We start from the raw sequence: 26,793 nt of genomic DNA on the forward strand, positions 1-26,793 counted from the left end.
CGTGGCCCAAAACATGGTGAACGCGTTTCGGTCGTCCCAATTGAACAAGCGCATTTTGTTCACACTTCTGATGCTGGTCGTGTTTCGAGTGGGCGCCCATATTCCAATTCCGGGCGTCCACGCCTCGGTGATTCAGAGTCTCTTTACGCATGGGGCAACGATTTTCGCGTTGTTGAACCTGTTCTCCGGCGGGGCGACCGCGACTTTGTCCATTTTTGCTTTAAGTATCATTCCCTATATTAACGCCAGCATTATCATGCAGTTGATGACGGTCGTTATCCCAACGGTGGAAGAATGGTCCAAAGAGGGCGAAGAAGGCCAAAAGAAGATGACCAAGGTAACCCGTTGGCTTGCGTTGGGATTGGGAAGTTTGCAGTCTTTGGGCATCGCGTATTATCTCTACGGGTATGCCGCCAACGGCGAATTTGCTTATATCCACCACGACATCGGATCCTTGTTGCTTACGGCCATGTTATTGCTTACGGGATCAACCATCTTGATGTGGGTTGGGGAAGAGATTACGGACAAAGGCGTAGGTAATGGGATTTCGCTGCTGGTGTTTTTTGGGATTATCTCGCGACTCCCGTACGGCGTGGAACAATTGTATAAATATATTCAGGCGGGCATCGTGAGTTGGCCTAAGATTATCATTTTCTTAATTATTGCGGTCGCTATTATCGCGGCTGTAGTGTATGTCAACGAAGGCCAACGCAAAATACCCGTGCAGTATCCAAAGCGAGTGGTAGGGCGCCGGATGTATCAAGGTCAGACGACTCATTTACCTATTCGGGTCAATCAAGCCGGGGTTATCCCTGTGATATTCGCCATTTCGCTTTTAATTTTGCCCTATACCATCGGCCAGTTCTTCAAGGGCGGCTGGGTTACGGCGCTAGAGCGGAATTTTGGGTTCACCTCGCCTATTTACATTGTCGCCGAATTTCTGCTGGTGGTGATCTTTACCTTCTTTTATACCCAGGTTGTCTTTAAGGTGGACGATGTAGCCGATAACTTAAAGAAGGGCGGGGGTTACATTCCCGGGATACGTCCAGGGCGTCCGACCGCTGAGTATTTGGCAAAGGTGAGCAGCCGCTTGACCTTAATCGGCGCGTTGTTTTTGGGGGTTATTGCGGTGCTGCCAAGCTTTGTGACGATGGGTATGGGTGTGAATGGGATGTACTTTGGTGGCACCTCGCTCCTGATTATTGTCGGGGTGGCCCTTGATACCTTGAAACAAATGCAAGCGCAGATGTTGATGAAGCAATATCAAGGGTTCATGAAATGAGGTGCGTGTCGTGAAAAATCTTGTCATGCTCGGGTCGCCAGGCGCGGGCAAAGGTACGCAAGCCGCGATTCTCAGTGATTATTATCATATTCCCCATATATCCACGGGAGATATCTTTCGCCAGAATCTTGCGGACAATACGGCTCTAGGACAACGGGCCCGGGATTTTATGAACCAGGGAGTGCTGGTGCCCGACGATGTTACCGAAGCCATGGTGGCCGATCGACTATCTCAGCCAGATACCGCCAATGGGTTTATTTTGGACGGCTTTCCGCGGAATATTGCACAAGGCCATGCCTTGGCTGCCATGTTGGCGGAGCGTCACGTACCATTGCATGGGGTGATATACATTGCTGTGGCCCATGATCTGTTGGTCAAACGCCTCGTAGGCCGGCGGGTATGTGCGGAGTGTGGGGCGGGCTATCATGTCGAGTTTGATCCCCCAAAAGTGGTGGATGTCTGTGATCGGTGCGGTGGGAAACTCATTCAACGCGCCGATGATCTCCCCGAGACGGTGGAGACGCGGCTCAAGGTCTACCAAGAGCAAACAGCGCCCCTCATCGGATTTTACCGAGAACAAGGTGTGCTCGTCGAAGTCGATGGGGCACAAAGCGTTGATGCGGTGACGCGTAGCATCGTGCACAAGCTGGAGGCGCTCCATGATTGAATTAAAGAGTCAGCGGGATAAGGAAAAGATGCGTTTGGCCGGTCAAGTCGTGGCGGAGGTGTTGCAGATCCTCAAAACCGCCGCAGTGGCTGGGGTCACCACAAGAGACTTAGATGCCATTGCGGACGAAGAGATCCGAAAGCGTGGCGCACTCCCGATTTTTAAGGGATACCATGGCTATCCGGCGAGCGTGTGTATTTCCGTCAATCACGAAGTGGTTCATGGTATTCCCGGCAGTCGCCGTCTTAAGCCGCATGACTTGGTCAGCTTGGACCTCGGAGCGATTTTAGATTCTTTTGTGGGGGATGCGGCATTGTCGACTTTTGTCGGGGAAGCGCCGGATGAGACGGCTGCCCTCCTTCTCAAGGTGACAGAAGAAGCGCTTTATGAGGGCATTAAGGCGGCTCAGCCTGGAGCGCACTTAGGTGACATCTCGCATGCCGTGCAGTCGCACGTTGAGAAGCACGGGTTCTCCGTGGTCAGAGATTATGTCGGGCATGGCATTGGTCACCAAATGCATGAGGACCCTCAAGTTCCCAACTACGGACCCGCAGGGCGTGGCATTCTCCTTAAGCCAGGACTTGCGTTGGCGATTGAACCGATGGTCAACGTGGGGAGCTATGACGTCGATGTGTTAGATGATGGTTGGACGGTTGTGACCCGTGATGGGTCGTTGTCAGCGCACTTTGAACACACGATTTTCATTAATCCTGATGGACCAGAAATTTTAACTCGAATTGACGGCAAAATTCCGGTATAATAGATCGGATGCTGTATTCATGTTTGTTTTTGGGTCGGTTGGGAAATATAGGAGAACGGGAATGTTGCGCCATCAGCGGTGAAGGGGGGAACGTGGGTGTCAAAAGAAGACGCGATTGAGGTCGAGGGAACTGTCATTGAACCGTTGCCTAACGCGATGTTTCGCGTAGAGCTTTCAAACGGGCATAAGGTGCTGGCCCATATTTCTGGGAAGATTCGGATGCACTTTATCAAGATTTTGCCTGGCGATAAGGTGACGGTGCAATTGTCGCCCTATGACCTGACGCGCGGACGAATCACGTATCGCTACAAGTGAGCCATTACGGAAGGAGTGTTCCAGATGAAGGTCAGAGCATCTGTTAAGCCTATCTGCGAAAAATGTAAGGTTATTAAGCGGCATGGCCGGGTGTTGGTCATCTGCGAAAATCCGAAACACAAGCAAGCGCAGGGATAAGTTGTAAATCCGTCAGAAGGAGGAGTATCAGGGTGGCACGAATCGCAGGCATTGATTTGCCCCGCGACAAGCGGGTAGAAGCAGCGTTGCCGTACATTTACGGAATTGGTTTGTCCGCGGCGCGCAAGATCCTGACGAGGACTCAGGTTGATGGGGACACGCGGGTCAAGGATTTGACAGAAGATGAAGTTGCGCGTATTCGGCAAATTGTCGACACGGAGTATCGTGTTGAAGGAGACTTGCGTCGTGAGGTGCAGATGAACATTAAACGCCTTATTGACATCGGCACGTATCGGGGCTTGCGCCACCGGCGAGGTTTGCCAGTACGTGGCCAGCGTACGAAAACCAACGCACGGACCCGGAAGGGACCCCGGCGTACGGTGGGCGCAAAGCGCAAGAAATAAGTGGGAAACATTATGGTAGGAGGGACACCAAGGAAATATGCCTAGCCGACGCACTCAGAAAACACGGCGCCGTGATCGGCGCCACGTTGACCGCGGTACCGCTCATATCCGCTCAACTTTTAACAACACGATCGTAACGATTACTGATACGCAGGGCAATGCACTGTCTTGGGCATCTTCCGGACAGGCCGGATTCAAGGGCTCACGCAAGAGCACGCCTTTTGCAGCACAGATGGCTGCGGAAACAGCGGCGAAAGCGGCCATGGAGTATGGGCTAAAGGAAGTCGAGGTCCTGGTAAAAGGGCCAGGTTCGGGGCGAGAAGCGGCCATTCGGTCCCTTCAAGCGGCGGGACTTGAAGTCAGCATGATCAAGGATGTTACACCGATTCCTCATAACGGATGCCGTCCACCTAAGCGGCGGCGAGTCTAACAAAGAGAAAGGAAGGAGGCGCACAAATGGCACGTTATACAGGACCTGCATGTCGGTTGTGCCGGCGTGAAGGCGTGAAATTGTATTTAAAGGGAGACAAGTGCTTTACTGATAAATGCCCCGTGACGCGGCGGGCTTATCCCCCGGGGCAGCACGGACAAGGGCGCCGTAAACTTTCTGAGTACGGGGTACAGTTGCGAGAAAAGCAAAAGGCTCGCAGGACCTATGGCATTATGGAGGGTCAGTTCTCACGCTACTTCGAGAAAGCTTCGGCGAAGACAGGGGTCACCGGTGAGCTTTTGCTTCAGCTATTAGAGCGTCGCCTGGACAATGTGGTGTACCGTATGGGATTCGCGTCTTCGCGTGCGGAGGCACGGCAGCTTGTACGGCATAACCACTTCGCGGTGAATGGTCGCCGAGTGAATATTCCTTCGTTTTCTGTGAAACCCGGTGACGTCGTCGAAGTGCGAGAAGGTAGCCGGCAGAAGCCACGCTTTAAGGCATTGCTAGAGAGTCCCGTGCGAACCATTCCGGCATGGCTTGAAGTCCAGCGTGAAGAATTAAAGGGTACGGTTGTGCGTATGCCGAACCGTGACGAAATCGATACGCCGGTTCAAGAACAGCTGATTATTGAGTACTACTCGCGTTAAGTATTAGGGATCTGGAAGGGGGGGCGCCTGCAGTTGCAGGCAGATCGTATATGACCGAGGTTGAAAAGCCTGAAATTCGGCGGGTAGACGATGGCGCCGACGCAAATTATGGTGAATTTGCGGTTGAACCGTTAAACCGTGGCTATGGCATTACGCTCGGAAACTCCTTACGCAGGATTTTGCTGTCCTCTTTACCCGGTACGGCAGTCACTTCTGTGCGTATCGAGGGAGTATTGCATGAGTTTTCGGTCGTGCCCGGAGTTCTTGAGGATACGGCGGATATTATCCTCAATCTCAAGCGGTTGGCTATCCGGCTGTGGTCTGACGAACCTCACACGTTGCACATTGACAAAGAGGGGCCGTGCGAAGTCGTGGCCGGAGATATCATCGGGGACGCGGACGTCGACATCTTAGAGCCAGACCAACACATTGCCTTTGTCGACGAAGGCCATAGCCTACGCATGGAGCTCACCATCGAACGGGGTCGCGGGTATGTGTCCGCCGACAAAAACAAGCGTCCTGACCAAGCGATTGGGGTCATTCCCGTGGACTCGATTTTTAGTCCGGTAACGAAAGTTAACTGGCGCGTCGAGGATACGCGCGTCGGCCACATTACGGACTATGATCGCCTGTTGCTCGAGGTCTGGACAGATGGTTCCCTGACTCCCGAAGAAGCTGTCTCACGCGGGGCCAAAATCCTTTCAGATCACCTTAAGCTCTTTATGGAGTTGACCGATACCGGCGCGGGAGTCGAAATTGGAGTTCAGCGGGACGAAGATTCTCGCGATAGGCTCTTGGAAATGCCTATCGAGGAACTCGATTTGTCGGTGCGTTCATTCAATTGTCTTAAACGAGCAGGCATCAACACCGTAGGCGAACTGACGAACAAAACGGATGACGATATGATGAAGGTCAGAAACCTCGGGAAGAAGTCGCTAGAAGAAGTGAAGGAAAAACTGGTGGCTTTAGGGTTAGGCTTGAAGGCCACGGAAGAGTAGCTATTGGAGGGAACGAATTATGCCAGGCATGCACCGGAAACTGGGGCGCATTGGGGGACATCGACGGGCCATGCTACGCAATTTAGTCACGTCCACCCTGCGCGAAGAGCGCATTGAAACAACTGTGACCCGGGCCAAAGAAGTGAACCGGGTTGTTGAACACATGATTACGCTGGCCAAACGTGGTGACTTAGCAGCTCGTCGTCAGGCGTTGGCGTATGTGTTGGATGAAGATGTGGTCACCAAGCTGTTTACGAGCATTGGGCCGCGCTATAGCACGCGCTCCGGCGGCTACACACGTATTATGCGGACAGGATTTCGGCGTGGGGATGCTGCGCCGATGGCCATTCTCGAATTGGTGTAATGGTCACAATAAAGATTGAACATGCGGTCGTCCAGTATGGACGCACAAACCGCCCTGCACTTGGCCCTCTGGATCTCACGATCCAGGGGGGCGAGTGTATTTTTATATCCGGCCCTAATGGAGGCGGAAAGACGACCTTCGCACGATTGCTCGCAGGCATTGTCAAGCCTTCGAGCGGTCACGTAAGTTTTGATACCCCAGACGCAGGTAACGAGTGGACGCCTACGGCGGTGGGCTGGGTGCAGCAGGAGCCTGAGCATCAAGTCGTGGCGGAACGCGTCGAGGATGACGTGGGTATAACGCCACAGTGGTACGCGCCCTCTTATCCTGAATATGTAAAGCGCGTGGAGGACGCATTGCGCTTTATGCAATTGGAGCGATTGCGCGGTCGTGCGGTAACTACCCTGTCAGGCGGCGAGCTTCATCGCACGGCGCTGGCGGCCATTATGGCTCAACAGCCTCAAGTGTGGATTATGGACGAGCCCGAGGCGATGTTAGATGGATTTGGCCGAGCCACGTTGGAGCGCTTGATAACTCATATTCGGGGTGAGGCCAAGACGGTGTTGCTGATAAGCCATGATCCGAGGTGGCTGGACATCGCTGATCGGTGTCTGTGGTTTGCCGAAGGCCAAGCGCAATGGATGGCCCACGAGACCATGGCGAGCCAAATTGGCGGATCGTGGTACCAGTTTGCGGAGCAGGTGCGGAGGCAGGCCCCCCCTCTCAGCCCACTGTTAGAGAATGCGTTAGAGCTTGGGAGGGTACTATGGCCATAATCGTCAAGGACGTGACTTTACCGTTTTCGGGCCTGCACATTGGGCAGTGGATAGCTCCTCCTCGGGGCGCCTATGCCGTTATGGGTCCCAACGGGTCGGGTAAAAGCCAGTGGCTGGCATTGTTGGCCGGTCAGTTACGAGTCCGGTCAGGCACGGTTGACCTAGGGGGACACCGGGTGGGATGGGTGATGCAGCAACCAGAACATCAGCTCTCCGAGGAATCGGTGAGTCGTGAGATTCTATGGCCGTTTTCCTCCGTAAAGCAGAACGAACCGGCCTTTCGGCAATCTCTCGACGCTGTGAAGGAGCGTTGGGGCCTCGAAGACCTGTGGGAACACTCGGTCTGGAGTTTAAGCACAGGACAAAAAAGACGTTTGGTCTGCGCTGTGTATGATTTCCTAGATCCCGAGGTGTTTTTGCTTGATGAACCGACCGAGGGGTTAGATGTGACATGGAAAAGTCGAATACGAGACTGGATTATCGCGCGCAGTGAGAACCATTTAATGCTCATCGTTAGCCATGACTGGCCGTGGGTATTATCCTTCGTGTCCCAGGGCTACTGGTGTGAGGGGGTCCTTGACAATATTCCGCAAGATCTCGGCGAAATGTGGTATGCTCATTCCCTCCCTCCCTCAAGTCCCCTAGAATCCTTGTGGCGCACCCTATGCGAGCGTGGCGCCCCAGTTGGGTTGCGGGATTGGGTGGATCCCCATACAGCGGCACAACAGGTGGTGAGTCTATGGAAAACCCAGTCCAACGTACGCTAAACCCCTTAGTCCCTCTTCAAGGTCTTTTTGTCGGTATTGTTATCTTGTATGCGGCGGACCACGTGTGGGCTGTCGTCGGTGCTTTTACTCTATTAGCGTTGACACAATGGCGCCTGGGCGTGCGCCTGGGGAGCAAGCAAGCCGTGGCCGTTTTTGCTGGGGCTGCAATATGGGCACTCTTAACCTATATTAATACGCCTGCGCCTTCGGCGGCGGCGAAAGACCACCTAGCGCTTTGGACCTTTCTGCGGTTTGCGTTGATCTTGTGGTTCAGTTTGCTCATCCTCCGTGTTATGCCATTATGGGCCATGCTTAGCCACGTGGAATGGTTAGCGAAGCGGGTGAGCGGAAAAAGAACGATGGCTGGCGAAATTTCACTCATCGGGTTGGTGGCCGTGCGCTTTTTGCCCAATCTCGTGCAATCTGCGCGCCGCTTGCGCTGGGATGCGCAGGCCCGGCGTAAACTGGCTAGGACCACACCCCATTGGCGTGATGCGCTTCGCTTCCTGTCGCCACTCATTATGACAAGCATCTTGCGGAGCGAGAATGTCTCGGAAGCCCTGTGGAGCCGTGGCTGGCGTCCACAAGTGCTGCCGTGGCCAAGACCTTGGCGGCGTCTAGATTGGATCGTGACGGCGGCGCTATGGATAGCGCTGATTATCGCTTGGAAAGAGAAGATTTAACATGCTAATGAAAATGATCGTGAGCTATGATGGGACAAATTTCGCTGGGTTTCAACAACAACCTGGGCGAAGAACCGTGCAAGGCGTCCTCCAAGAGGTCTTGCAGGACTTATTGGGGCCAGGCCTGGTCATGGGCGCCAGTCGGACCGACGCGGGAGTCCATGCTCGGGGACAAGTGATCACCTGGCAGGGAAGAGTCCCCATTCCCCTGGAGCGCCTTGCCACTGTCATCAATCGCCGCTTGCCTTCCGACGTACAAGTGGGGCAATGCGAGTGGGTGCCGAATGAATTTCATCCCATCCGGTCGGCTCATGCGAAATATTACAGCTATACGATTGCCCGCGGCTCCGCGCCCTTATGGCCGGGTTTGACGCGTTACGCTTACCCTGTTGCCCAGCCGCTTTCCTGGTCGCATTTAAACGAGGCGGCCCGTTTATTGCTAGGGCACCATGATTTTTGGGCGTTCCGGTCGGAGGGATCTTCGGCGCGGACGACGATCCGGCATATTTTCCTTAGTCGTTGGTCTATGCTGGACCACGGCACTATCTGGCGCTATGATGTGGGTGCCAACGGTTTTTTGTATCACATGGTGCGCATTTTGGTTGCAGCCATGTTGTACGCGGCGGAGGTCCAAGACGTGGGACCGTTGCGAGAGGCATTAGTGCATCCCCGAGCACGAAAATGGGGGGGCTTGGTGCCGGCCCAAGGTCTGGTTTTGGAACGCATCGTTTATAACGGAAAGGACAGGGCGCATGTTTAAACAAATTATCTTAGGCGTCGGCAACAACCCCCTCGTATCGAAAACCATTGGGCAATATGGCATGCAATTAGGCGCCTCGCGGTTTGTGGCGGGGGCGACCTTGGATGAGGCTATCCGTGTCGTGAAGGACCTTAACAGGCGCCATATGGCCGCAACGCTGGATCATCTGGGCGAATCCGTGACCCGACTCGACGAAGCCGCGGCTGCCCGCGATAGTTATTTACAGATGTTGGACATGATTGCTGAGACCCATGTCCAATCGCATGTCTCAGTTAAACTGACGATGATGGGGATGGCGATTTCCGAAGAGGCCGCCGCCAACAATTTGGAGGCGATTGTCGCACGAGCCCATGAGGTACAGTCGTTTGTGCGTATCGACATGGAAGATTCTCATTTTACCACACAGACATTACGCTTGTTTCAAGACGTTTGGGCGCGTTATCCAGACAATGTCGGAGTCGTGCTGCAAGCCTATCTTTATCGCACCATGGAAGATCTTAAGGCGTTGTCCGACCCGCCCAAAAATTTCCGCATTGTCAAAGGCGCCTACCAAGAACCTCCGAGTTTAGCATATCCGTCGAAGCCCGATGTCGATGACAACTATGTGGCGTTGGTCGAGGCTTCCTTACATAACGGCAACTATACCGCCGTCGCGACTCATGATGAGCAAATGATTGGCAAGGTTTTGCGATACGTCGCATCCCATAATATCCCAAATGACCAATTCGAATTTCAAATGCTATACGGGGTAAAACTATCCGTGTTAGAAGATTTGGCTCAACGCGGCTATACGACGCGTGTTTATGTGCCATGGGGGCGCGATTGGTACGCTTATTATCTGCGGCGAATTGCCGAACGGCCGGCTAATTTGCTGTTTTTTGCCCGGTCACTGACAAAGCGCTAATATACGAGCAATATCAGGCCGCCGATAGGCGGCTTTTTTTCTGCACGAACCCTTGACATATAATATTGTTAGTACTAAGATTACGTCTTGTTGATAGTTAATACCACGAATAATCAAGAAGGTGAAGTGTTGTGGCCGACCGAGACCAGTATATCGAGAATCTCGACCGGATTTTTTCTCGAATCGGCCGTCGTTTGCGCCATGCGGTCGCAGAAGACACCTTGACGCTGGGGCAGTATTCCTTGTTGAAAGTGCTGTTTGACCATCAGCCGATGACGGTTGGAGACATTGCGGAAGAGCTAGGGGTGTCATTGGCCGGCGCTAGTGCCATGATTGACCGGCTGGTTCATGCGAATTTAGTGAGTCGCACCCGTTCTGAATCTGATCGCCGTGTGGTGACTGTCAGTTTAACCGAGGCGGGACAGCAACAAATCGCAAGCCATTATGCCCAGCGTAAAGATTTTCTTCGCCATTTGTTTATGCATATGTCCGAAGAGGATCTCAAGACCCTTCTATCGTTAATTGAACGCATGGAAGAGGGGGCAAACAGCGGAGACGGTCGAGAGCTTCGTTGAATCGGCGACAAAGACGAAGCAAATTATTGTACGGCAAGGAGACGACTTATGGGATTACTGATTTCAGGAATCGTCGAATCGTTGGTCGCCTTAATCCTAGGAATCTTTTTATTGGTGGGAGAACCGTCGCTTAATCCCTTGTGGGGTTATGGATTAATCGTGGTCGGCGTGATTACAGGCTTGTTGACATTGGCCTTTGGTCGGCAAGGCCACCATACCGTAGAACAACAAGTAACCCCAGAAGAGACGACCGACGCTGACGCCACAACGCCTGCGGTTGAAAAACCGCAAAGGTCCCTTCCGGCTTACCGTACGGACGAGAACACGGGACTAGTGCCTGTCACGCGTCACTTACCTCAACGAATTGATGTCCTGCGGGAGGAAGTCTCGCGTGCGCGGTGGCGCTATAAGGCGAAAGAAATTCAATCACGCGCCGCGGAGATGGCCGAACTGGTGCTCCAAGGTAGCGATGGAACTGAGAGCGTCGATGAGCGACCGCGACAACTCCGCCGATTGCTTGAGCTCTTTATTCTATCGCAAGGATATGAGGCGTGGGCGAATGGCACTGAACCAGAATTTCACGTAGACCGCTACCGGCGCGTCCTGTCCGCTGCGGACATTCGCGAGCGGCTTGAGGATTTGCGAGCTGAAGCGGATATGTTATGGCAAGAAATTAGCCGGGGAGTTCCCCCTAAAGCACCGGAAGAGGATGCTTACCGGCAGACGATTGATATTCGTATTCGGTTAGAACGCATAACGGCGGCAGAAGAACGTCTCGAAGAAATCGAGATTCTCCGTCTAGGGTATCAAAGCCTCTTGGAATCGGAAAAAGAAGAAGGTGAGTAAAATGCCGCGATGGGTCATCGGGTTGGTGGCGATAATGGGTGTCCTCATTTTAGGAGGCATAGCCGGGTATGATGCCTATTACCAAGCGAATTACGTGAACACAAACTATGCGTACGTCACGGCCCCTTATACCTGGGTGAGTGTGACAAGCTTTGGCACCGTGAAGGGCCTGCAGGTAAAAGACGGGGAGCATGTGTCGCAAGGGGCGTCCCTATTACAATTGCAAACCGTCAATGGACAAACGACAACCATCGATGCGCCAATTGGAGGAACGGTTGGCTCGATTGGGATTGCACCGGGTGCCAGTGTCCAACCCCGTGAAGATCTCATGGCCATTGTTCAGCAAGGACGCTCCACGGTGGTCGCCGACTTTCCCGAGTCGGAGGCGCATCGATTGGCCGTAGGCCAGACGGCGAATGTCACGTTAAGCGCATATCCGGGTACCACATTTACCGGGACGGTATCAAAAATTGGGTCAACCACGCTAAGTGAGTTATCCCCGTTGTTGCAGGTGGGAACGTTTTCCAAAGAACGGCAGTGGGTACCCGTCACAATCCAGGTGGATACCGGATCGAACACCTTTATTCCCGGTGAAAATGCTGCCGTACGTGTTGATGTGTAGCGGGCAATAGTAAGGAGGAGCAAGATGGCAGCACAAGAACCAGCAAATTCCCGTCACTGGGGCGTCGCCTTAGCGGTTCTTATCTTAGGCGGTTTTATGGCGATTTTGGATACTTCAATTGTCAATATCGCCATTCCCAAATTGGAAAGCGTCTTTTCCGTGGATACCGCGGAAGTGCAGTGGGTCGTAACCATTTACATGCTCACGTTGGGCGTTGTGGTGCCGCTCGCGGGCTATTTGGGTGAACGCTTTGGGTACCGGACGATTTACGTGATCTCGTTAATTGTTTTTACGATCGGGTCTGCCTTATCAGGATTGTCGTGGAGTCTTGGAGTACTGACCGTCTTCCGTGTTTTGCAGGCCTTAGGAGGCGGGCTCATTATGCCGATTACCATGGCGATGGTCTATCGCATTGTTCCGCGTGACCGGATCGGAACAGCCATGGGATTTTGGGGACTGGGAATTATCGTCGCGCCAGCTATTGGGCCTACATTAGGAGGATGGCTGGTGGAGTATATCAACTGGCGGTTAATTTTCTACATCAACGTTCCCATTGGGATTATCGGTGTGCTTTTGGCCTTGGCCTACGTGCCAAAGTTTCCTAGCCGTCATATGGGCACATTTGACTTGATGGGCTTCATTTTATCGGCTTCAGGATTATTCGGCTTGCTTCTCGCTTTGTCCGAAGGACAGACGTGGGGATGGGGCTCAGAGCCCATTATCCTTCTCTTAGTGGGATCGGTGTTCCTTCTGATTCTCTTCAGTCTGTGGGAGCTCAGTGTGGAGCATCCGCTCTTGGATCTCCGCGTATTTAGCCGAGGCTCGTTTACGATGGCCAATCTGTTGGTTGTGGTCATTACCGTGTCCATGTATTCGGGGCTCTTCTATGTCCCGTTGTTTTTGCAGACCGTAGTGGGCTATGGGGCCTTGGAGACGGGCCTGATGATGATGCCGGCCGCTTTAGCCTCAGCTATCATGATGCCGATTTCAGGACGATTGTGTGGCGCTGATCTTGATTGGCGGAGTTGTGGCCTACTACTGGACCCAAAGCTATGACTATGTGTCGACCCAAGATGCGTCGATTTCAGCCCCTACGATTCCCGTCGCTGCACAAGCCAACGGCACGATTCAGGATTTATCGGTGGCCGTGGGGCAACGCGTTTCGCAAGGTCAAACGATAGCGGAAGAGACGGTGACCACCGCGCCTGCGGCGACTGCTAAAGGAAGCAAGACGACTGCGGCGACCAGTGGTACCTCGATTGTGAACATTGTGGCCCCGGTTTCGGGTTACGTGGCGACGGTTTCCGTGGCCAATGGCCAGACAGTTGCCGCGGGAACCCCATTGGTGACGCTTGTGCAGCTATCGAAAGTGACGGTGATTGCGAATATCCCTGAAACCAAAATTCGCAATGTGTCTGTGGGTCAAAGTGCTACAATTTACGTAGACGCGCATCCCGGTGTGTCGTTTACCGGCACCGTAGAAGCGATTCAGCCGACGACCCAGTCATTCTTTTCATTAATACCGACCGCTGCGACGTCGGGAACCTATACCAAGGTGACGCAACGCGTGCCGGTGGAGTTGTCCATTGATGCTGCAGGGTATTCGTTACTGCCGGGGGAAGATGCTGAAGTGCGGATTACGATTCACTAAGAGACAGGGGTCGGAACGATGCAAGTGCTAGTAACCGGCGGGACAGGATATCTTGGGCAGGCGGTAAGCGAGGCGCTAATCCGGCGCCGCCATACGGTCACGGTGGTGGCGCGGCACTGCCCCCCAAAGGATAGCAGGGTACAGTGCCGCGCAATCGATATGCGAACGGCTTCATTCACTGAGCTTTTTCGCGGGACCGACGTGATTGTCCATTTAGTGGGGATTATTCAAGAACATCCAGCGGCGGGTATTACGTTCCAGGTGATGCACGAACAGGTGACCCAGCACGTGGTGGATGCGGCCCTGTCTGCGGGAGTACCTCGGTTGGTGCATATGTCGGCCCTAGGCACCCGAGAAGGGGCTATCAGCCAATATCATCAAACGAAGTGGAACGCCGAGCAATATGTTCGTAATGCGCCTTTGGCATGGACCATTTTGCGACCTTCCCTCTTATTTGGGGGAGGGTCGCCATTTTTTGCGACACTGGCCGCTCAAGCACGCCTGCCGTTGGTACCTGTTCCTGGATCAGGGCAGACACTATTTCAACCCATAGCGAGGACAGACGTCGCAGAAGTCATTGTACAGATGGTGGAAAAAGATGTGGCGGTCCACGAGACATGGGAGATGGGGGGACCTGACCGTTATACAATGGATGGGCTTTATCGCCACGTGGCACATGTTAACGGACGTAAGAACCCTCCCCTTGTCCACATCCCATTACCCCTTCTCATGCTGATGGCAGAGGTGGGTCAACGCATACCGAAGTTTCCAGTCAGTACCGATCAATTGCGTATGTTGAACGAGGCGAACATAACCCAAGACGAACGTTGGCGACAACTGGTGCCGATCGCACAAACCTTGGGCAATGATCTCTAAGCATTAGGACTTTTCTCGAGCATGGGCCCGGCGGCTGACCCAATGCCAGACAAAGGCGGCAATCGCAGCCAGAAGGGCCACGTAAATAATCGTGCCAAGATGCCAAAAGAAGAAGCCAATGACCCATAAGGCTAATAAGGCGAGACCAATCCAGAAGAGCATCATGATCGATCCTTTCTCTAGGAACTTGAACATAGTATGCCTAATAGCCTATCTTGTTATGCGGCGGCGCTGGAGCCGGTGGAAGTCTCCAGCGCCTGGGGGGTCAGTTTAGCCTGTCCTTTGATGATCTAAGAGATGGTCTAATTTAAGGTGTCCGTAATAATCAAGCCAAGACCTAAAGGGTTGTTGGCATGAGGGGCACGTGCGAAACACCCGCATGGGAAAGAGTTTATGGGCCATGCGCTCCTCTTGGGGGGTGACAAGGGCTCCGTTTACTCCAATCCTCAGTAAGGCTAGGGCTTGCTGATAGAGCAATGCGCGGTGGGATGCACTGTCGCTGATTTCGAGTTCCCAATAAATGGTGTTGTTGGCTGATATTTGATAAGTAGGATAGTCGCCAGGGATGGAGGTCGGGACCCATTCGACCAAGAGGTGTTGATGCACCATTTCGGCAAGGCTGGGACTGGTCAACGACGCATCCACGAGAGTATTGACGAGCCTTCTTAAGGCATCAGTGGCCAGGAGTTTTTTCACCGTGTATCACGCCTCCCTTCGGGCAGCGGAAGAACACATCAAGACAATGCGGCGTGCCGCTCCTTTAATATATGAAAAGATAATGCCCCGCAGACACTTGAGGCGTATCCTCTTCGTGCCTGCGGGGATATTGGGGCCTCATTTCAGGTTTTTGGCATAGCTCCGCTTTTTAACAGATGCAATCAGCCCACGCCTTCACTTTCTGTTGATCATGATGGCGTTCCATTGCTACTACGCATTTCTATCGGCCTCAACAACACATGAACGAGATAGGTAGTGTATTACATATTAGATAAAAATGGTTGGTTAGATCCAGACGTTTGGGTATTACCCGAACATCAAGCAAACAGCGCCAAAGACGGCCCCTTTGCTGAAATCCAAGAAAAAGACATAAATCGACAAAGAGACGCGGATGTGAATCCGTTATGGGAACAAGGTGTTGTCTTGTCGATAGAGGGTATCGCGGTCACTGCGGCGACTCAACCACGCGTCAATGCCTAATCTCGCCATGGTCAATTCCCCCATTATTCGTATTGAATTGTCCTAGAAAATTTTACTATCCGATGAGGCCAGTCCTTCAGGGTCTAGACGCTTTTCGACGGGAAATGCCAATATTCGTGGAAAATCGATAAAAAATATGTCTTATTGATACAACGATGGAATGTGTCTATGGTATGGTCAATTTGAGGGAAATGATGGCAAATGCATAAAGTCGCCATTAAGACCTCATAAAAGGGAATGTGCGAAGACTATGGAGAATGTCGTAGACAGTCTTACTTGGGGCATGTTGGAAGCGGGATTGCTTGTCGGAATCTGGGAATTCGGCGACTTGGTCTTTCGTCCTAGATGGCGTTACGGGGCACCATTGGCGACGGCGTTCTTGACACCTCTTGCATTAGGCTGGCTCTTCATCCAGCGATTAGTACCTGTACCATGGGCGGTCTTTGCAATGGGGGTGGTCGCTGCATGGATGTGGCTTTCAAATGGATGGGCTTGGCTTGCGACTCTTACGACCATCGCCGTGTGGACCGCTATTGTAGGTGGGATAGACCACCACGCCGTTAAGGCGTTTGTTGGCGCCGTCAGTTTAAGTGGGTTGGCTCTCATGGCTCCTGTGGTGCGTCGGCACCGGCCGCGGACGTGGTGGTTGTGGGTTTCTCTGTATGGGATCACAATTTTAGTGATTCTCGCTGTGAGTGGGTTAAATGGGGATAGCGAGGCTGATGCATGGATTACGGCTGTGGTGGCATTGTTTTCGGGAGTCTATGCGTTTGGTCAAGTGGCCCGCACGCAAGCGTGGGCGCAAACTCAGCGTCATGCCGAAGAAGACCGCTTGACCGGCGTGTTCAACCGCTATGGGGGTGAGCTTTGGCTTGGTCGGCTCGAGCCCGGTACGGTAGGGATGGTCATCGCCTGTGATCTGGATGATTTTAAATGGTTTAACGATACGTGGGGCCATACCGCCGGTGATGCGGTGTTGGTGGAAGCGGTGCGCCGTATGCAGCGCGCTTTACGCGCCGGGGATGCCATCATGCGTCCGGGGGGCGATGAATTTACTGTATGGCTGCCCCATGTTCCAGAAGACCAGGCCGATTCTCTAGCCCAACGATTGCACCGTGCTGTGACGGAGCAACCGATTAATGTCGACGGGCATCAGGTGGCTTTAGGCTGTTCTATGGGTTGGACGGTTGGGGTATTGAACGACTCTACGGCCATGGAAGCCGATAAGATCTTGTTGGCGGCCAAACGATTGGGTAAAAATCGGGCCGTAGGCCCTCACCCAGATGCCGTTTCCCATGAACCACCGTCAGGGGTCGTGTCTGCACGCCATTTAACCACCATTGTGGAGAGCTTGTGGGCACGCTGGGAGGAGGCAGCGGTATTGACGGACCGCGATGGCCGTATCCTTACCTGCAACCGCGCGTTTGAGGTCTTAACCGGCCGTTCTGCCCAAGAGCTTAGGGGCTACAGGCCTGGGATTAATTCCGCGGGGGAGACGCCGGAAGCCGTCTACCGGGCCATGTGGCAACGTCTCGATATGGCCGAGCCATGGCGGGGAGTATTGTTGAATCAACGTGGAAGTGGTCAACAGTGGTGGGCGTACGACGAAATCTGGCCGGTGGAGATGGGGACCCATGTTGTGGCCTACTGGACCCGCGTGCGGTCGGTGGACCCTTCAGGACTTGAACCGCTAGGGCGAGAACTCGCTTGGAATGGATTGCAAATGACGGCGGTGTTCCAACCCTTGATTTTTGCTCAAACCGGAGCCCATTGGGGTTATGAAGCGTTGGTTCGTCCGCGTATGGCCGAACATGCTATAGCACCAGATAAGCTCTTTGCGATGGCTCAAGCGACGAATACTGTCGCCGAGGTCGACCGTATGGCACTCATCGCCATCGCGCAGGCTATCTCACAGAGCGATGCATTAGGCCAGGACCAATGGCTTTCCCTTAATGTGCGGGCAGCCACTCTTCAGAACAAACATTGGCTAAACGACTACCTAGACCATCTTGGTGTCCCGCGGAGCCATATCATTCTTGAAATTTCGGAGCATGATAGCTTGCCCGTAGGGTATTCGTCGTGGAGGGAAATTCGCCAAGCGTACCCCGAAGTGGCATTTGCGCTTGACGATTGGGGAACCGGAACTCACGATATTCTCCGGCTCTTAGACCTTGCGCCTGAATGGATTAAGGTCGATCGTTCATGGCTCGTGGCGGCACGGCGCAACCGATTAGCACAAGAATTGCTTGTTTCCCTGAATACGTGGGCACACAGGGCGCAAGGCGCCTTAATTGTAGAGGGCGTTGAAACGGCTGAAGAGGCTGGGCTTTTGAAGGATCTGAAGGTAGTCGCTGCGCAAGGATATTACTGGGGCCGCCCAGCGCCGTTTACTCACAGATAATTTTACAAAGAAAGAGGCGCACCAATGATTGACTGGAGGCAATATGTTGAATTCTTAGGTTGGAACCCGGACGATGCGCCTAGGCTGAAGCGCATCGCATGGGACCAAGTTGCCGATATGGTTACGCCGGCGTTTTATAACACCATTCGTACCATTCCGGAACTTGATACCTTAATTCAAAGCTATAGTACGTACGAACGCTCGAAACAAGCATTGGACGGCGTTGCTAGCGCGGGACAAGCGCTCACGATGCAAACGCAAGCTATCGGCCAAGCGACAACTTTGATCCGCGGTATTGCGCGGCAAACGAATCTGTTGGCGCTCAATGCTGCCATTGAGGCGGCTCGGGCAGGAGAGGCGGGACGAGGATTTGCGGTGGTCGCGGATGAGGTGAAAAAACTTTCGGAGGAGTCGCAAAAAGCGACTACAACCATTGATGAAACGATTAAGGGAATTACTGCGCATCTCGAGACCCTCCAAAATGCGCTGAGCCAAGCAGTGGCGGCGCAACAGGCCAGCGAGGAGCAAAGTCAAAATGCGGCGCAGGCCTTTTCGGCCATTCATGCTGGGGTGACAAAAACTGTCCAGGAATTTGAAATGGTGGACCGCAGTTTGCAAGCTGCCACGAAGACGTTGGCTCAACTGCGGGAGACAGCTGCTCTAACCAGTCGACAAGCGGCAGACGTGGCTCAACTTGCACAAGGGTTACAAGCCCCTTGAGGATGCCAGCGACCATGCGAAAGAAAGGTTTGGGACACGTGCGATAGGAGGAGAATGCGTTATGAATGATGAGATACGGGAGGCTTTAGCATGGAACACGCAACTCAGCGACTCGGTGCAGGCGTATGAAACGTTAATTGATGCGAGGTGGGATCTTGAAGCTGGGGTGCACGAATTAGACAGTGCTGCCGCCGGCATTGAGCAATTGACAGCGTCGGTCGAACAGGTTGCTGAAGAAGCGCGGATATTGGAGCGTGATTTAGGGGTCGCACATGATGGCCTGTCACGATGGGCGCAAGTGGATACGGAGCTCGCACAAGATAGCGCGCAATGGTCGGTCACCATGCAGACGATGGTGGAGACGGTTACGACGCTGACGGAGAAGGTCAAAGCGGTTGGTGGCATGGTACAGGTTGTGACGGACGTTGCTGATGCCACCAATTTATTAGCCTTAAATGCAGCGATTGAAGCGGCCCGTGCGGGTGATGCGGGGAGAGGATTTGCGGTGGTCGCCGATGAGGTGCGGGCATTGGCCCAGCGAACGAAAGCTGCGACAGGCGATGCTATGGCCGTACTCGAGCAAGTGACAGCGTCCACGAATCAAACGCATAAGGCGTTAGGTCAAGCACGCGACGGCACCGCAGATACGACGCAGCGAGAGAACCAGGCGTTTCGCGATCTGCAAACGCTGGCGAGCACTCTCTCGGAATTGTTGCCTGCTGTACAGGCCAGCATGATTGCCGTAGGAGAGCAGCACGGAGCATTAGATGCCTTAACGGTAAATCTCGCGACATTGCAAACGGCGTTTCACTCGACAATCGATGCGTTTACAGATGCCGGTCATTATCTAGCGCATGCGGTGGAGTCGGCTAGGGCCCAGCGTCAACAACGGCTGTCTGAGTCGACACTGTCCATACCCGTCAGGCTCTACATTAGCCGCCAAAAAGTGGACGAAAGCGCAAAAGATTGGAACGCAACTTGTGGCAGATATTCATCATCTTGCTGCTTTAGGGACTGATCCGAAAGGCGTGACGGCATTCGCAAAAGCATGGAAGAATTACGATGCTTATGCGATGATGACCCACCAAGCGGGACTAAACCACCGCATTGCCCAAGCGGTGTATGAACAGACGGTGGCGAATTCGCCGGCGACGCAGGCAGCGACCCAAGCCTTAAACGCCTTAAGCCTCAGTGCAAGTCAGCGGGTGCACACGCAATCCATGGATGTCGAGGGGAACTTGGCAGCCATGACGGACATGGTGTTGACGGCGTGGGCGATCACCGTGTTGATTGCGTTAGGAGCTCTGTGGATGCAGTGGCGCGGCATTGCGAAACCTCTTCAACAATTAGCGCGGGTGGCGGATGGCCTTTCCCAAGGAGATATCAGCCAGACCATTCCGCAAGCGCCGCAGGACGAAACTGGCGCTTTAGCTGCCTCTTTTCGGCGCCTTGTCGCCTATTTTCAAGATCTGAGTCATGCTGCAGAAGCCATGGGACAAGGCGATTTGACCAGCGCGCCGCCAACCGCAGGCCCGCGTGATACCTTGGGCCAGGCCTTGGTGACCATGCATCAGCGCCTTCGAGAGCTCTTACAGGCCGCCCAAAACTCTGGTCATCATGTGCGCCAACAAGCCCAAGCCGTTCGCACATTAGCCGATCAGGCAGCCGGTGCCACCGAACAAATTGCGGCCGCTGTGCACCAAGCAGCTCAAGCGTCAGGAGAGTCTGCGGATGGGTTACAACATATTGCTGCGGCCATGCAGCAGTTGAAAGCCGCAGGGGAGCAAGTGGCGGACGGTACCGACAGGCAGGCACAGGCAGTGGCGGCGGGACAGCGGACATTGTCAGCCATGCAAGACGATCAGCATCAGATGGCGGGCGCGGTCGACCATATGGGCACGTTGACCACCGAATCTCAAGTGGCCGTTCAGAAAAGTCGTGAGGAGATGGTCCAGACGTTGGAATCCATGGACCGCATTGCTGATGTCACGCAAACGGCGGCGACGGCCATTTTACGATTAGGAGACCGTTCCAAAGAGATCGGCACAATCGTTCGTGCCATTTCTGACATTGCTGACCAAACCAACTTGTTAGCGCTCAACGCAGCGATTGAAGCCGCTCGCGCTGGTGATGCAGGTCGTGGTTTTGCTGTGGTGGCTGATGAGGTGCGGCGTCTTGCGGAGCAATCCGCTCAAGAAACACAAAATATTCGAGAGTTAATCCAATCGATTCAAGAGGATGTTGGCCTATCTGTCGATGCCATTAACCGGGGCCGCGAAGCCGTGCAGGAAGGCCAAAGCGTGGCAACCCGCACGCGCGAAGCGCTTAATGCCATGGAACATGCGGTGGGTGGTGTTGCGGACGATATCCAAGGGGTGATTGCTACGGTACAGCAGGTCGAGAGTGGCAGTCTTACCGTGGGGCAACGGATGCAAGAAATTGCGCAGGCGGCTCAAAATAATGCGGCGGCGGCAACCGAAATGGCTGCCTCGACGGCCGATGCCGCAGAAACTGTACAAGGACTGGCGGCCATCGCTGGAGAAACAGCGCAAGGTATGGAAAGCATGGCTCAGACGTCACAAGACGTGCAAGCGTCGGCAACCCAGCTTCAACGTAGTGCGCAAGACCTGGCAGAGATTGCGGAACAGTTAGGAGCGTTAGTCGACAGCTATCACTTATAAAAGTCGGCCCTTTTAATTGGGATGTTCATGACGCTAATAGAGGAGGGAAGAGCGTGGCAAATTACTCGGTAATACCGCCAGGTCTTCATGTGTCGATTGTTGCGGGCCCGCATCATTGGGAAGGCGTGATTCGGGCGCGGTTGCCCGATCATCTCTATGTCGAAATGATCTCAGACGAGCGATTGCCGAGCGATCTCAATGAAGCCGTACTCCAGTGGCACAAACCGCCCTTGGTATGGACTCTCCCCGTTCGCCTTCACTCTCTTCCCTCTGAAGAGCGTCTTGTTTCCGCAGAGATAGCAGGTGCCCCCAAACCCATAGAAAATCGGCAGACGCGGCGCTTTGCATGGCAATGGCCAGTGGATGTGCAATGGAGCAAATGGCCCGTGCGCCATCTTCGGGGGATCACTGAAGACGTTTCATTGGGCGGGTGTCGTTGCCGATTGCCATCGCCATTAGACGAGAATCGCGAGTACACGCTGGTGCTGTCGGGGCCGCAGAAAGTTTGGCGATGCCGAGTGGCAATTTTTCGTCAACGTTACGATGAGCACGAACTATGGGGAGTGACGGTGTTTTTGTGGAAACCCGGTGATGACACAGAAGAATGGCTAAAATGGCTGGCGACACAAGGATAACGGTAAGTGATATCCGCGGCACACGGGGGGAATGATGAGTGCGGGTCAAAAAACTTTATGTTGCGCAAAAGTACCTATCATGGAAAGACTTTGTAGTACCAGCGGTAGCGGGGCGTTGGGACGGATCCGGCACGTTAAACGAGCCATGGATTTTGGAACCGGGTGATGATGTATGGGGCTGGTTAGATGTTTTTACCGAACAGCCTTTTGGTCTATGGGCGGTATCTCTTGAGTTTTGCTATACCTTGCATAACCATCATATCCAAACCGAGATAACTGTTAGAGCTGAACCTTATAGGGACCGAGTTTTGCGGTCTTCTTAACACTCACGAATCTGTTTGATGGGCGGATATTTGGCTCATGACTTCTTGAATGCGAACCAGGCTTTGTTTCCAGTTGGTTTCGATGGCGTTTTTGGCCGCCTCGACATTGCGGGAGCGCAGAGCTTCCAGTATGGCGTCATGTTCGGACAAGGATTCTTTTGATGACCACATTTCTTTGTAATAGGCTATTTCAACACGGGTCAGAGGCATTTTCAACTCGGATAAGACGGCGGTAAGTTCGGGATTGTGCGCTTGGTCAATGAAAACGCGGTGAAACTGATCGTCGGCCTGAGCTGCGGCGGCGGCGTCGTGGGCGTGAATGGCTTGGATAAGTTGTTGGTTGTACCGCTCCATTTGTGCGAAATCATCGGCAGTCCATTCGTCTAAACGCGTGGCGGATACCGCATACGTTTCTAATGTCCAGATCAAAGGATAGCGGCGGATGACACCCGCAATATCCAAAGGGGCCACTTGGGTCCATCGATTGGCTTTGGTGACGACCAGTCCTTCTGCTTCCAACCGCAATAGCGATTCGCGCACAGGTGTGCGGCTCACGCCAAAGTCGCGAGCCAGCTCTTGATCTCGTAAAAAGGTGCCAGGGGCTAAGCGTCCTTCAATAATCCACTGGCGTAGGCGTTGATATACCGAGTCATTCACGAAGCGGCGGCCGATGGGTTGTTCCTGGTCGGTACTCAAAGGGAACACCTCCTACAATAATACTATACGGTATATTACATATCTTGAATGGTCAAGAAGGCCCAGGCCGATCCGGTTCACGTCGAGAACTTCTCGTCACCGGGGGCAATGAGTAAGCCTCATAGAAACGTCGTTATGGGTCATGTGGCCTGGCAGGGCCTGTCGATGGATTCCTCGCCTTCCTATGCTTACAATGTTATGCTCAATTTGCCTGCACACGTAAAGTCGCGCAGGCGGCACTTTTGTGTATAGGACATGTTGGTTCAAGGCAGCGTCAATCGCTCGGTTTAGCGCATCGAACACCATCTAGACATGGAAGCTAATCTAGGGAGGCTCATCTCGTTCGTATGCCGTTAGTATCTGGGTCTTTAGGGCAGATCTTCTGCAATTTCCCCATAAGTGTCCGGGCGTCGATCACGGTAAAATTGCCAATGCATGCGGGCTTGACGAATTTGGGACAGGTCTAGGTCCGCGGTGACCAACGCGTCTTGATTGCGAGGCCCTTGGCTAAGAATTCGGCCTTCAGGGTCGACAAAGTAGCTTTCCCCAAAAAACTCTCCAATGTTCCATGGAGCCTCGATACCAACCCGGTTCAACGCGCCTACAAAATAGCCGTTGGCAATGGCATGAGCGGGCTGCTCAATATGCCAGAGATGGTCGGAATGTCCTGCCGTTGTCGCTGAAGGGTTAAAGACGATTTCGGCTCCGTGCAATCCCAACAGGCGTGCTCCCTCTGGAAAGTGACGGTCATAGCAAATATACACGCCAACTTTGCCGTATTGGGTCTGAAAAACCGGATAACCGAGATTGCCAGGCCGGAAATAAAATTTTTCCCAAAATCCGTAGGCACCAGGTTGGCTCCCATGAACTTGAGGGATATGGACCTTGCGAAACTTACCGAGATACGATCCATCGGCATCAATAACCGCAGCGGTATTGTAATAAACTCCAGGCATGGCTTCTTCATAAAGGGGCACGATAAGCACCATGCTGTATTGCTTGGCCAGTTGGCGCATCAATGTCACAGTAGGGCCGTCAGGTACGGGCTCTGCTGCCGCATACCACCTTTTGTCCTGTTCAGCGGCAAAATAGGGAGCAGAAAAGAGCTCTTGAAGACACAAGATGTTAACGGCTTTAGCATGAGCTTGTCCAATCCATTCCACGTGTTTTTGAATCGCGGCGGCCTTGTGGGCGGCCACGTCGTATTCTCCGGAGAGTTCATGGTGCAACTGCAAGAGCCCGGCGCGTATGGTCATTCCCGTCATCCTTCCACTTTCTTGATTTTGTTTAGTATGTAGTATATTATATGAACCCGTCAATGATTATTCAAGTAACCCCAAAGGAGTTAGGCCTATGCCTATGACCGTGGAATGGATACGCAATGTGCATGAGAGGCGCCAAGATGTACCGCTATTGTCTGATTTGACGATGCACGTGGCAGAGCAAACGGTATCCTATCATCGCGGCTGGCCGGAATATCACAAGACGCCGACACGGTTATTGCCGCAGTTGGCGTCCTATGCAGGAGTGGAGGCCATTGCTGTGAAGGACGAATCGACCCGTTTCGGGGTCCAATCGTTCAAGATACTGGGAAGCACGTGGGCCATTGCCCAGGCGTTAGCCGAGCGGTGGCAGCTAAATCCGCAGGACCTGCATGTCGATGTTCTGAAGGACAGGGCAAAGACGAAGCCCGCTATGGTATTGGCCGCAACCAGTGATGGCAATCATGGATTGGGCGTGGCATGGACGGCCAAAGCGTTGGGACAACAGGCCGTTATTTATCTTCCTAAAGGGACGCACGAAAGCCGGGTCCGGCGGATTGCAGAAGTTGGCGCACAGGTCTACGTCACTGAAAGGAATTATGACGATACCGTTCGTGACGTTGCGCAAAAGGCTAAAACGAATGGATGGCTATTGGTGCAAGACACCGCGTGGCCGGGATATGAAGATATTCCTAAGTGGGTAATCCAGGGATATCTGACCATGGCGCATGAAGCGGCTGAACAGTGGGATGGCCACGGATTACAGCCGCCGACGCACATTATTTTGCAAGCGGGGGTCGGGTCATTAGCCGCAGCCGTAACGGGCTATTATGCGAATCGATATGGCCGTGCACAGTGTCCGACCATTGTCATTGCAGAGCCTCTCTCTGCGCCAGCGTTATTCAATTCAGCAGCGCACCCCAATGCCCAGGCTGCCAAAGTGGAGGGGTTAATGGAAACGGTCATGGCGGGCTTGGCGTGCGGAGAGCCTAACCCTCTAGCATGGCCATTGCTACGTTCGTGGACATCATTTTTTGTGCGCTGCTCGGATAGCGTTGCGGCACGGGGCACGCGTATTTTATCTAACCCGCTTGGAACTGATCCGCGTATTATGGCCGGAGAGTCGGGCAGTATGCCCCTAGGTCTGGCCGTAACACTTTTGGATCAGTTGCCATTTCAAGAGGCTCGCAAGGCCCTAGGCTTAGGACCTCAGTCGCGCATCTTGGTTTTTAATACGGAAGGGGTTCCGGATTTTCAAGGATTCTTGGACATTGTCTGGGATGGCGCCTACCCCAGCTTGCCGAAAAGTTAACGGCGTCACCCGCTTGGGGCCCTGTCTTCGTCAATTCTCCCGTCGTGATTGACAGCACCGTGATTGTCTGCTTGACACAAGACTACTAAGCCCGTAAAATACTAATGTTCGGTTGTCGGCAGTGTCGCCGGCACACAGAGGTAGGAGGTAAACTCATGTCCACTTATATGGCCCGGTCCCAGGATGTCGATCGCAAATGGTACGTGATTGATGCCGCCGGATTGCCGCTGGGTCGTGTTGCCACTGCTGCGGCAACGATTCTGCGCGGAAAACACAAACCCACATATACACCGCACGTTGACACCGGAGACTACGTCATTATTGTCAATGCGGCTGATGTTTTATTGACAGGTCGGAAACTGGATCAAAAAATTTATTTTCACCATTCCGGGTATCTTGGCGGACTCAAACGGACCGTCTACCGCCAGTTAATGCAAAAGAAACCCGCTTTCGCTATGGAAAAGGCTGTGCGTGGAATGTTACCGCATAATCGTCTCGGACGCGCGATGTACAGAAAGTTGAAAGTATATCCGCATGCGGAACATCCCCATAGTGCACAGCAGCCACAAGTATGGGAGGTAAAAATTTAATGGCCGTTGCGCAATTCTGGGGAACAGGGCGCCGTAAGAATGCCGTAGCTCGCGTCCGCTTGGTGCCGGGTACGGGCAGGATTTTCATTAACGGGCGGTCTATGGAAGACTATTTTCCATTGTTAACGCTGCAAAAGGCCATTATGGCTCCGCTCAATTCGGTGGATCTATCGGGTCGTTTTGATGTATTAGTACGTGTAGAAGGTGGCGGAGTTTCCGGACAGGCCGGTGCGGTGCGTCATGGTATCGCGCGTGCTTTGCTTCGGGTGGACACCAACTTGCGTGTGCCCCTAAAGCAACGGGGATTTCTTACACGGGATGCACGAATGAAAGAGCGCCGGAAATATGGATTAAAGAAGGCGCGTAAAGCCCCGCAATTCTCCAAACGCTAAAAGCCCTTTTGGGCTTTTTTTGTTGGCATTACGCGTTGTAAAGTCATGGTCAGCTTCCCATTTCACACAAAACTGTTGCAAATAAAAAACAAGGCCCACCTGGTTGAACAGAAGGG

At 53.4% G+C, this 26,793-nt stretch carries 35 protein-coding genes; 31 read left to right on the forward strand and 4 right to left on the reverse strand.

The genetic code is table 11. The features are described from left to right. Nucleotide 1: 1 nt before the first annotated feature. From secY to ORD20_RS10150, 21 genes are all read left to right on the forward strand, one after another. Nucleotides 2-1,282, forward strand: a complete 1,281-nt coding sequence (gene secY / locus ORD20_RS10050; RefSeq protein WP_103374977.1) for a preprotein translocase subunit SecY — start codon at nucleotides 2-4, stop codon at nucleotides 1,280-1,282. Nucleotides 1,283-1,292: 10 nt separating this feature from the next. Further along, a complete protein-coding gene (locus ORD20_RS10055) occupies nucleotides 1,293-1,949 on the forward strand; it encodes an adenylate kinase (protein WP_255398098.1) in 657 nt (218 codons plus the stop codon). Continuing rightward, nucleotides 1,942-2,709 (forward strand): type I methionyl aminopeptidase, encoded by a 768-nt coding sequence (gene map, locus ORD20_RS10060; RefSeq protein WP_103374976.1) that lies wholly within the window; start codon nucleotides 1,942-1,944, stop codon nucleotides 2,707-2,709. The genes ORD20_RS10055 and map overlap by 8 nt, the downstream gene beginning before the upstream one ends. A gap of 96 nt (nucleotides 2,710-2,805) precedes the next feature. Then, nucleotides 2,806-3,024, forward strand: a complete 219-nt coding sequence (gene infA / locus ORD20_RS10065; RefSeq protein ID WP_103374975.1) for a translation initiation factor IF-1 — start codon at nucleotides 2,806-2,808, stop codon at nucleotides 3,022-3,024. 24 nt (nucleotides 3,025-3,048) lie between these two features. Next, nucleotides 3,049-3,162 (forward strand): 50S ribosomal protein L36, encoded by a 114-nt coding sequence (gene rpmJ / locus ORD20_RS10070; RefSeq protein WP_020376674.1) that lies wholly within the window; start codon nucleotides 3,049-3,051, stop codon nucleotides 3,160-3,162. A 32-nt stretch (nucleotides 3,163-3,194) separates the two neighbouring features. Continuing rightward, nucleotides 3,195-3,566, forward strand: a complete 372-nt coding sequence (gene rpsM / locus ORD20_RS10075; RefSeq protein ID WP_103374974.1) for a 30S ribosomal protein S13 — start codon at nucleotides 3,195-3,197, stop codon at nucleotides 3,564-3,566. A gap of 37 nt (nucleotides 3,567-3,603) precedes the next feature. Further along, nucleotides 3,604-3,996, forward strand: a complete 393-nt coding sequence (gene rpsK, locus ORD20_RS10080) for a 30S ribosomal protein S11 (RefSeq protein ID WP_103374973.1) — start codon at nucleotides 3,604-3,606, stop codon at nucleotides 3,994-3,996. A 26-nt stretch (nucleotides 3,997-4,022) separates the two neighbouring features. After that, nucleotides 4,023-4,646: a 30S ribosomal protein S4 gene (gene rpsD / locus ORD20_RS10085; protein ID WP_103374972.1), complete on the forward strand. Its 624-nt coding sequence runs from the start codon at nucleotides 4,023-4,025 to the stop codon at nucleotides 4,644-4,646. Between the two features lie 50 nt (nucleotides 4,647-4,696). Further along, nucleotides 4,697-5,644 carry a DNA-directed RNA polymerase subunit alpha gene (locus ORD20_RS10090; protein ID WP_103374971.1) on the forward strand — a complete coding sequence of 316 codons (948 nt, stop codon included), beginning with the start codon at nucleotides 4,697-4,699 and terminating at the stop codon, nucleotides 5,642-5,644. 28 nt (nucleotides 5,645-5,672) lie between these two features. Next, a complete protein-coding gene (rplQ, locus tag ORD20_RS10095) occupies nucleotides 5,673-6,008 on the forward strand; it encodes a 50S ribosomal protein L17 (protein WP_430626707.1) in 336 nt (111 codons plus the stop codon). Beyond that, complete coding sequence (locus tag ORD20_RS10100) at nucleotides 6,008-6,784, forward strand: energy-coupling factor ABC transporter ATP-binding protein (RefSeq protein WP_103374969.1); 777 nt, start codon at nucleotides 6,008-6,010, stop codon at nucleotides 6,782-6,784. The genes rplQ and ORD20_RS10100 overlap by 1 nt, the downstream gene beginning before the upstream one ends. Beyond that, the gene (locus tag ORD20_RS10105; RefSeq protein ID WP_158246216.1) at nucleotides 6,775-7,551 is read left to right on the forward strand and encodes an ATP-binding cassette domain-containing protein; all 777 of its coding nucleotides are present in this window, start codon (nucleotides 6,775-6,777) and stop codon (nucleotides 7,549-7,551) included. Before ORD20_RS10100 ends, ORD20_RS10105 begins: the two co-directional genes overlap by 10 nt. Further along, entirely contained in the window at nucleotides 7,524-8,234 is a 711-nt protein-coding gene (locus ORD20_RS10110) for an energy-coupling factor transporter transmembrane component T (RefSeq protein WP_158246215.1), read from the forward strand. Before ORD20_RS10105 ends, ORD20_RS10110 begins: the two co-directional genes overlap by 28 nt. 1 nt (nucleotide 8,235) lies before the next feature. Then, nucleotides 8,236-8,994, forward strand: coding sequence for a tRNA pseudouridine(38-40) synthase TruA (gene truA / locus ORD20_RS10115; protein WP_103374966.1), 759 nt, complete (start codon nucleotides 8,236-8,238; stop codon nucleotides 8,992-8,994). Next, nucleotides 8,987-9,898: a proline dehydrogenase family protein gene (locus ORD20_RS10120; protein ID WP_103374965.1), complete on the forward strand. Its 912-nt coding sequence runs from the start codon at nucleotides 8,987-8,989 to the stop codon at nucleotides 9,896-9,898. The genes truA and ORD20_RS10120 overlap by 8 nt, the downstream gene beginning before the upstream one ends. Nucleotides 9,899-10,029: 131 nt before the next feature. Next, entirely contained in the window at nucleotides 10,030-10,473 is a 444-nt protein-coding gene (locus ORD20_RS10125) for a MarR family winged helix-turn-helix transcriptional regulator (RefSeq protein ID WP_103374964.1), read from the forward strand. 48 nt (nucleotides 10,474-10,521) lie between these two features. Further along, a complete protein-coding gene (locus ORD20_RS10130) occupies nucleotides 10,522-11,319 on the forward strand; it encodes a hypothetical protein (RefSeq protein ID WP_103374963.1) in 798 nt (265 codons plus the stop codon). 1 nt (nucleotide 11,320) lies between these two features. Further along, a complete protein-coding gene (locus tag ORD20_RS10135; protein WP_103374962.1) occupies nucleotides 11,321-11,941 on the forward strand; it encodes an HlyD family secretion protein in 621 nt (206 codons plus the stop codon). Between the two features lie 24 nt (nucleotides 11,942-11,965). Further along, nucleotides 11,966-12,997, forward strand: coding sequence for a DHA2 family efflux MFS transporter permease subunit (locus ORD20_RS10140; RefSeq protein ID WP_430626141.1), 1,032 nt, complete (start codon nucleotides 11,966-11,968; stop codon nucleotides 12,995-12,997). Next, nucleotides 12,942-13,592, forward strand: a complete 651-nt coding sequence (locus ORD20_RS10145; protein ID WP_430626142.1) for an efflux RND transporter periplasmic adaptor subunit — start codon at nucleotides 12,942-12,944, stop codon at nucleotides 13,590-13,592. Before ORD20_RS10140 ends, ORD20_RS10145 begins: the two co-directional genes overlap by 56 nt. 18 nt (nucleotides 13,593-13,610) lie before the next feature. Then, nucleotides 13,611-14,468 (forward strand): complex I NDUFA9 subunit family protein, encoded by an 858-nt coding sequence (locus tag ORD20_RS10150; protein ID WP_103374959.1) that lies wholly within the window; start codon nucleotides 13,611-13,613, stop codon nucleotides 14,466-14,468. A gap of 3 nt (nucleotides 14,469-14,471) precedes the next feature. Here the strand turns inward: ORD20_RS10150 and ORD20_RS10155 are convergent, their stop codons facing one another. Beyond that, nucleotides 14,472-14,633 carry a hypothetical protein gene (locus ORD20_RS10155; RefSeq protein ID WP_158246214.1) on the reverse strand — a complete coding sequence of 54 codons (162 nt, stop codon included), beginning with the start codon at nucleotides 14,631-14,633 and terminating at the stop codon, nucleotides 14,472-14,474. 105 nt (nucleotides 14,634-14,738) lie between these two features. Next, nucleotides 14,739-15,164, reverse strand: a complete 426-nt coding sequence (locus tag ORD20_RS10160) for a hypothetical protein (protein ID WP_103374958.1) — start codon at nucleotides 15,162-15,164, stop codon at nucleotides 14,739-14,741. A 276-nt stretch (nucleotides 15,165-15,440) separates the two neighbouring features. Here ORD20_RS10160 and ORD20_RS10165 point away from each other — a divergent pair, with 276 nt between their 5' ends. The 7 genes from ORD20_RS10165 (at nucleotide 15,441) to ORD20_RS10195 (ending at nucleotide 22,425) form a co-directional block, all read left to right on the forward strand. Next, a complete protein-coding gene (locus ORD20_RS10165) occupies nucleotides 15,441-15,665 on the forward strand; it encodes a hypothetical protein (RefSeq protein WP_103374957.1) in 225 nt (74 codons plus the stop codon). A gap of 250 nt (nucleotides 15,666-15,915) precedes the next feature. Further along, entirely contained in the window at nucleotides 15,916-18,066 is a 2,151-nt protein-coding gene (locus ORD20_RS10170) for an EAL domain-containing protein (RefSeq protein WP_158246213.1), read from the forward strand. A gap of 117 nt (nucleotides 18,067-18,183) precedes the next feature. Beyond that, nucleotides 18,184-18,786, forward strand: a complete 603-nt coding sequence (locus tag ORD20_RS10175) for a methyl-accepting chemotaxis protein (protein ID WP_430626708.1) — start codon at nucleotides 18,184-18,186, stop codon at nucleotides 18,784-18,786. 61 nt (nucleotides 18,787-18,847) lie between these two features. Beyond that, nucleotides 18,848-19,804 carry a methyl-accepting chemotaxis protein gene (locus ORD20_RS10180; protein WP_430626143.1) on the forward strand — a complete coding sequence of 319 codons (957 nt, stop codon included), beginning with the start codon at nucleotides 18,848-18,850 and terminating at the stop codon, nucleotides 19,802-19,804. Beyond that, nucleotides 19,767-21,467 (forward strand): methyl-accepting chemotaxis protein, encoded by a 1,701-nt coding sequence (locus ORD20_RS10185; protein WP_430626144.1) that lies wholly within the window; start codon nucleotides 19,767-19,769, stop codon nucleotides 21,465-21,467. The genes ORD20_RS10180 and ORD20_RS10185 overlap by 38 nt, the downstream gene beginning before the upstream one ends. A 53-nt stretch (nucleotides 21,468-21,520) precedes the next feature. After that, nucleotides 21,521-22,102 (forward strand): PilZ domain-containing protein, encoded by a 582-nt coding sequence (locus ORD20_RS10190; RefSeq protein ID WP_103374952.1) that lies wholly within the window; start codon nucleotides 21,521-21,523, stop codon nucleotides 22,100-22,102. A gap of 38 nt (nucleotides 22,103-22,140) precedes the next feature. After that, nucleotides 22,141-22,425, forward strand: coding sequence for a hypothetical protein (locus ORD20_RS10195; protein WP_103374951.1), 285 nt, complete (start codon nucleotides 22,141-22,143; stop codon nucleotides 22,423-22,425). 3 nt (nucleotides 22,426-22,428) lie between these two features. Here ORD20_RS10195 and ORD20_RS10200 read toward each other — a convergent pair whose 3' ends face one another. Together ORD20_RS10200 and ORD20_RS10205 are read right to left on the reverse strand one after the other, a co-directional pair. Next, entirely contained in the window at nucleotides 22,429-23,121 is a 693-nt protein-coding gene (locus ORD20_RS10200) for a GntR family transcriptional regulator (RefSeq protein WP_158246212.1), read from the reverse strand. 368 nt (nucleotides 23,122-23,489) lie between these two features. After that, on the reverse strand, nucleotides 23,490-24,377 hold the full coding sequence (locus ORD20_RS10205; RefSeq protein WP_207654630.1) for a nitrilase-related carbon-nitrogen hydrolase: 888 nt from the start codon (nucleotides 24,375-24,377) through the stop codon (nucleotides 23,490-23,492). A gap of 97 nt (nucleotides 24,378-24,474) precedes the next feature. On the opposite strand from ORD20_RS10205, the gene ORD20_RS10210 reads away from it, so the two are divergent. The 3 genes from ORD20_RS10210 (at nucleotide 24,475) to rpsI (ending at nucleotide 26,677) form a co-directional block, all read left to right on the forward strand. Further along, nucleotides 24,475-25,695 (forward strand): diaminopropionate ammonia-lyase, encoded by a 1,221-nt coding sequence (locus ORD20_RS10210; protein WP_103374948.1) that lies wholly within the window; start codon nucleotides 24,475-24,477, stop codon nucleotides 25,693-25,695. 155 nt (nucleotides 25,696-25,850) lie between these two features. Further along, nucleotides 25,851-26,285: a 50S ribosomal protein L13 gene (rplM, locus tag ORD20_RS10215; RefSeq protein ID WP_103374947.1), complete on the forward strand. Its 435-nt coding sequence runs from the start codon at nucleotides 25,851-25,853 to the stop codon at nucleotides 26,283-26,285. Beyond that, on the forward strand, nucleotides 26,285-26,677 hold the full coding sequence (gene rpsI, locus ORD20_RS10220) for a 30S ribosomal protein S9 (protein ID WP_103374946.1): 393 nt from the start codon (nucleotides 26,285-26,287) through the stop codon (nucleotides 26,675-26,677). Before rplM ends, rpsI begins: the two co-directional genes overlap by 1 nt. The last annotated feature ends 116 nt before the right edge of the window (nucleotides 26,678-26,793 follow it).

Source organism: Sulfobacillus thermotolerans (genome assembly GCF_039623705.1).
In the GTDB taxonomy this organism is placed as follows: Bacteria; Bacillota; Sulfobacillia; order Sulfobacillales; family Sulfobacillaceae; genus Sulfobacillus; species Sulfobacillus thermotolerans.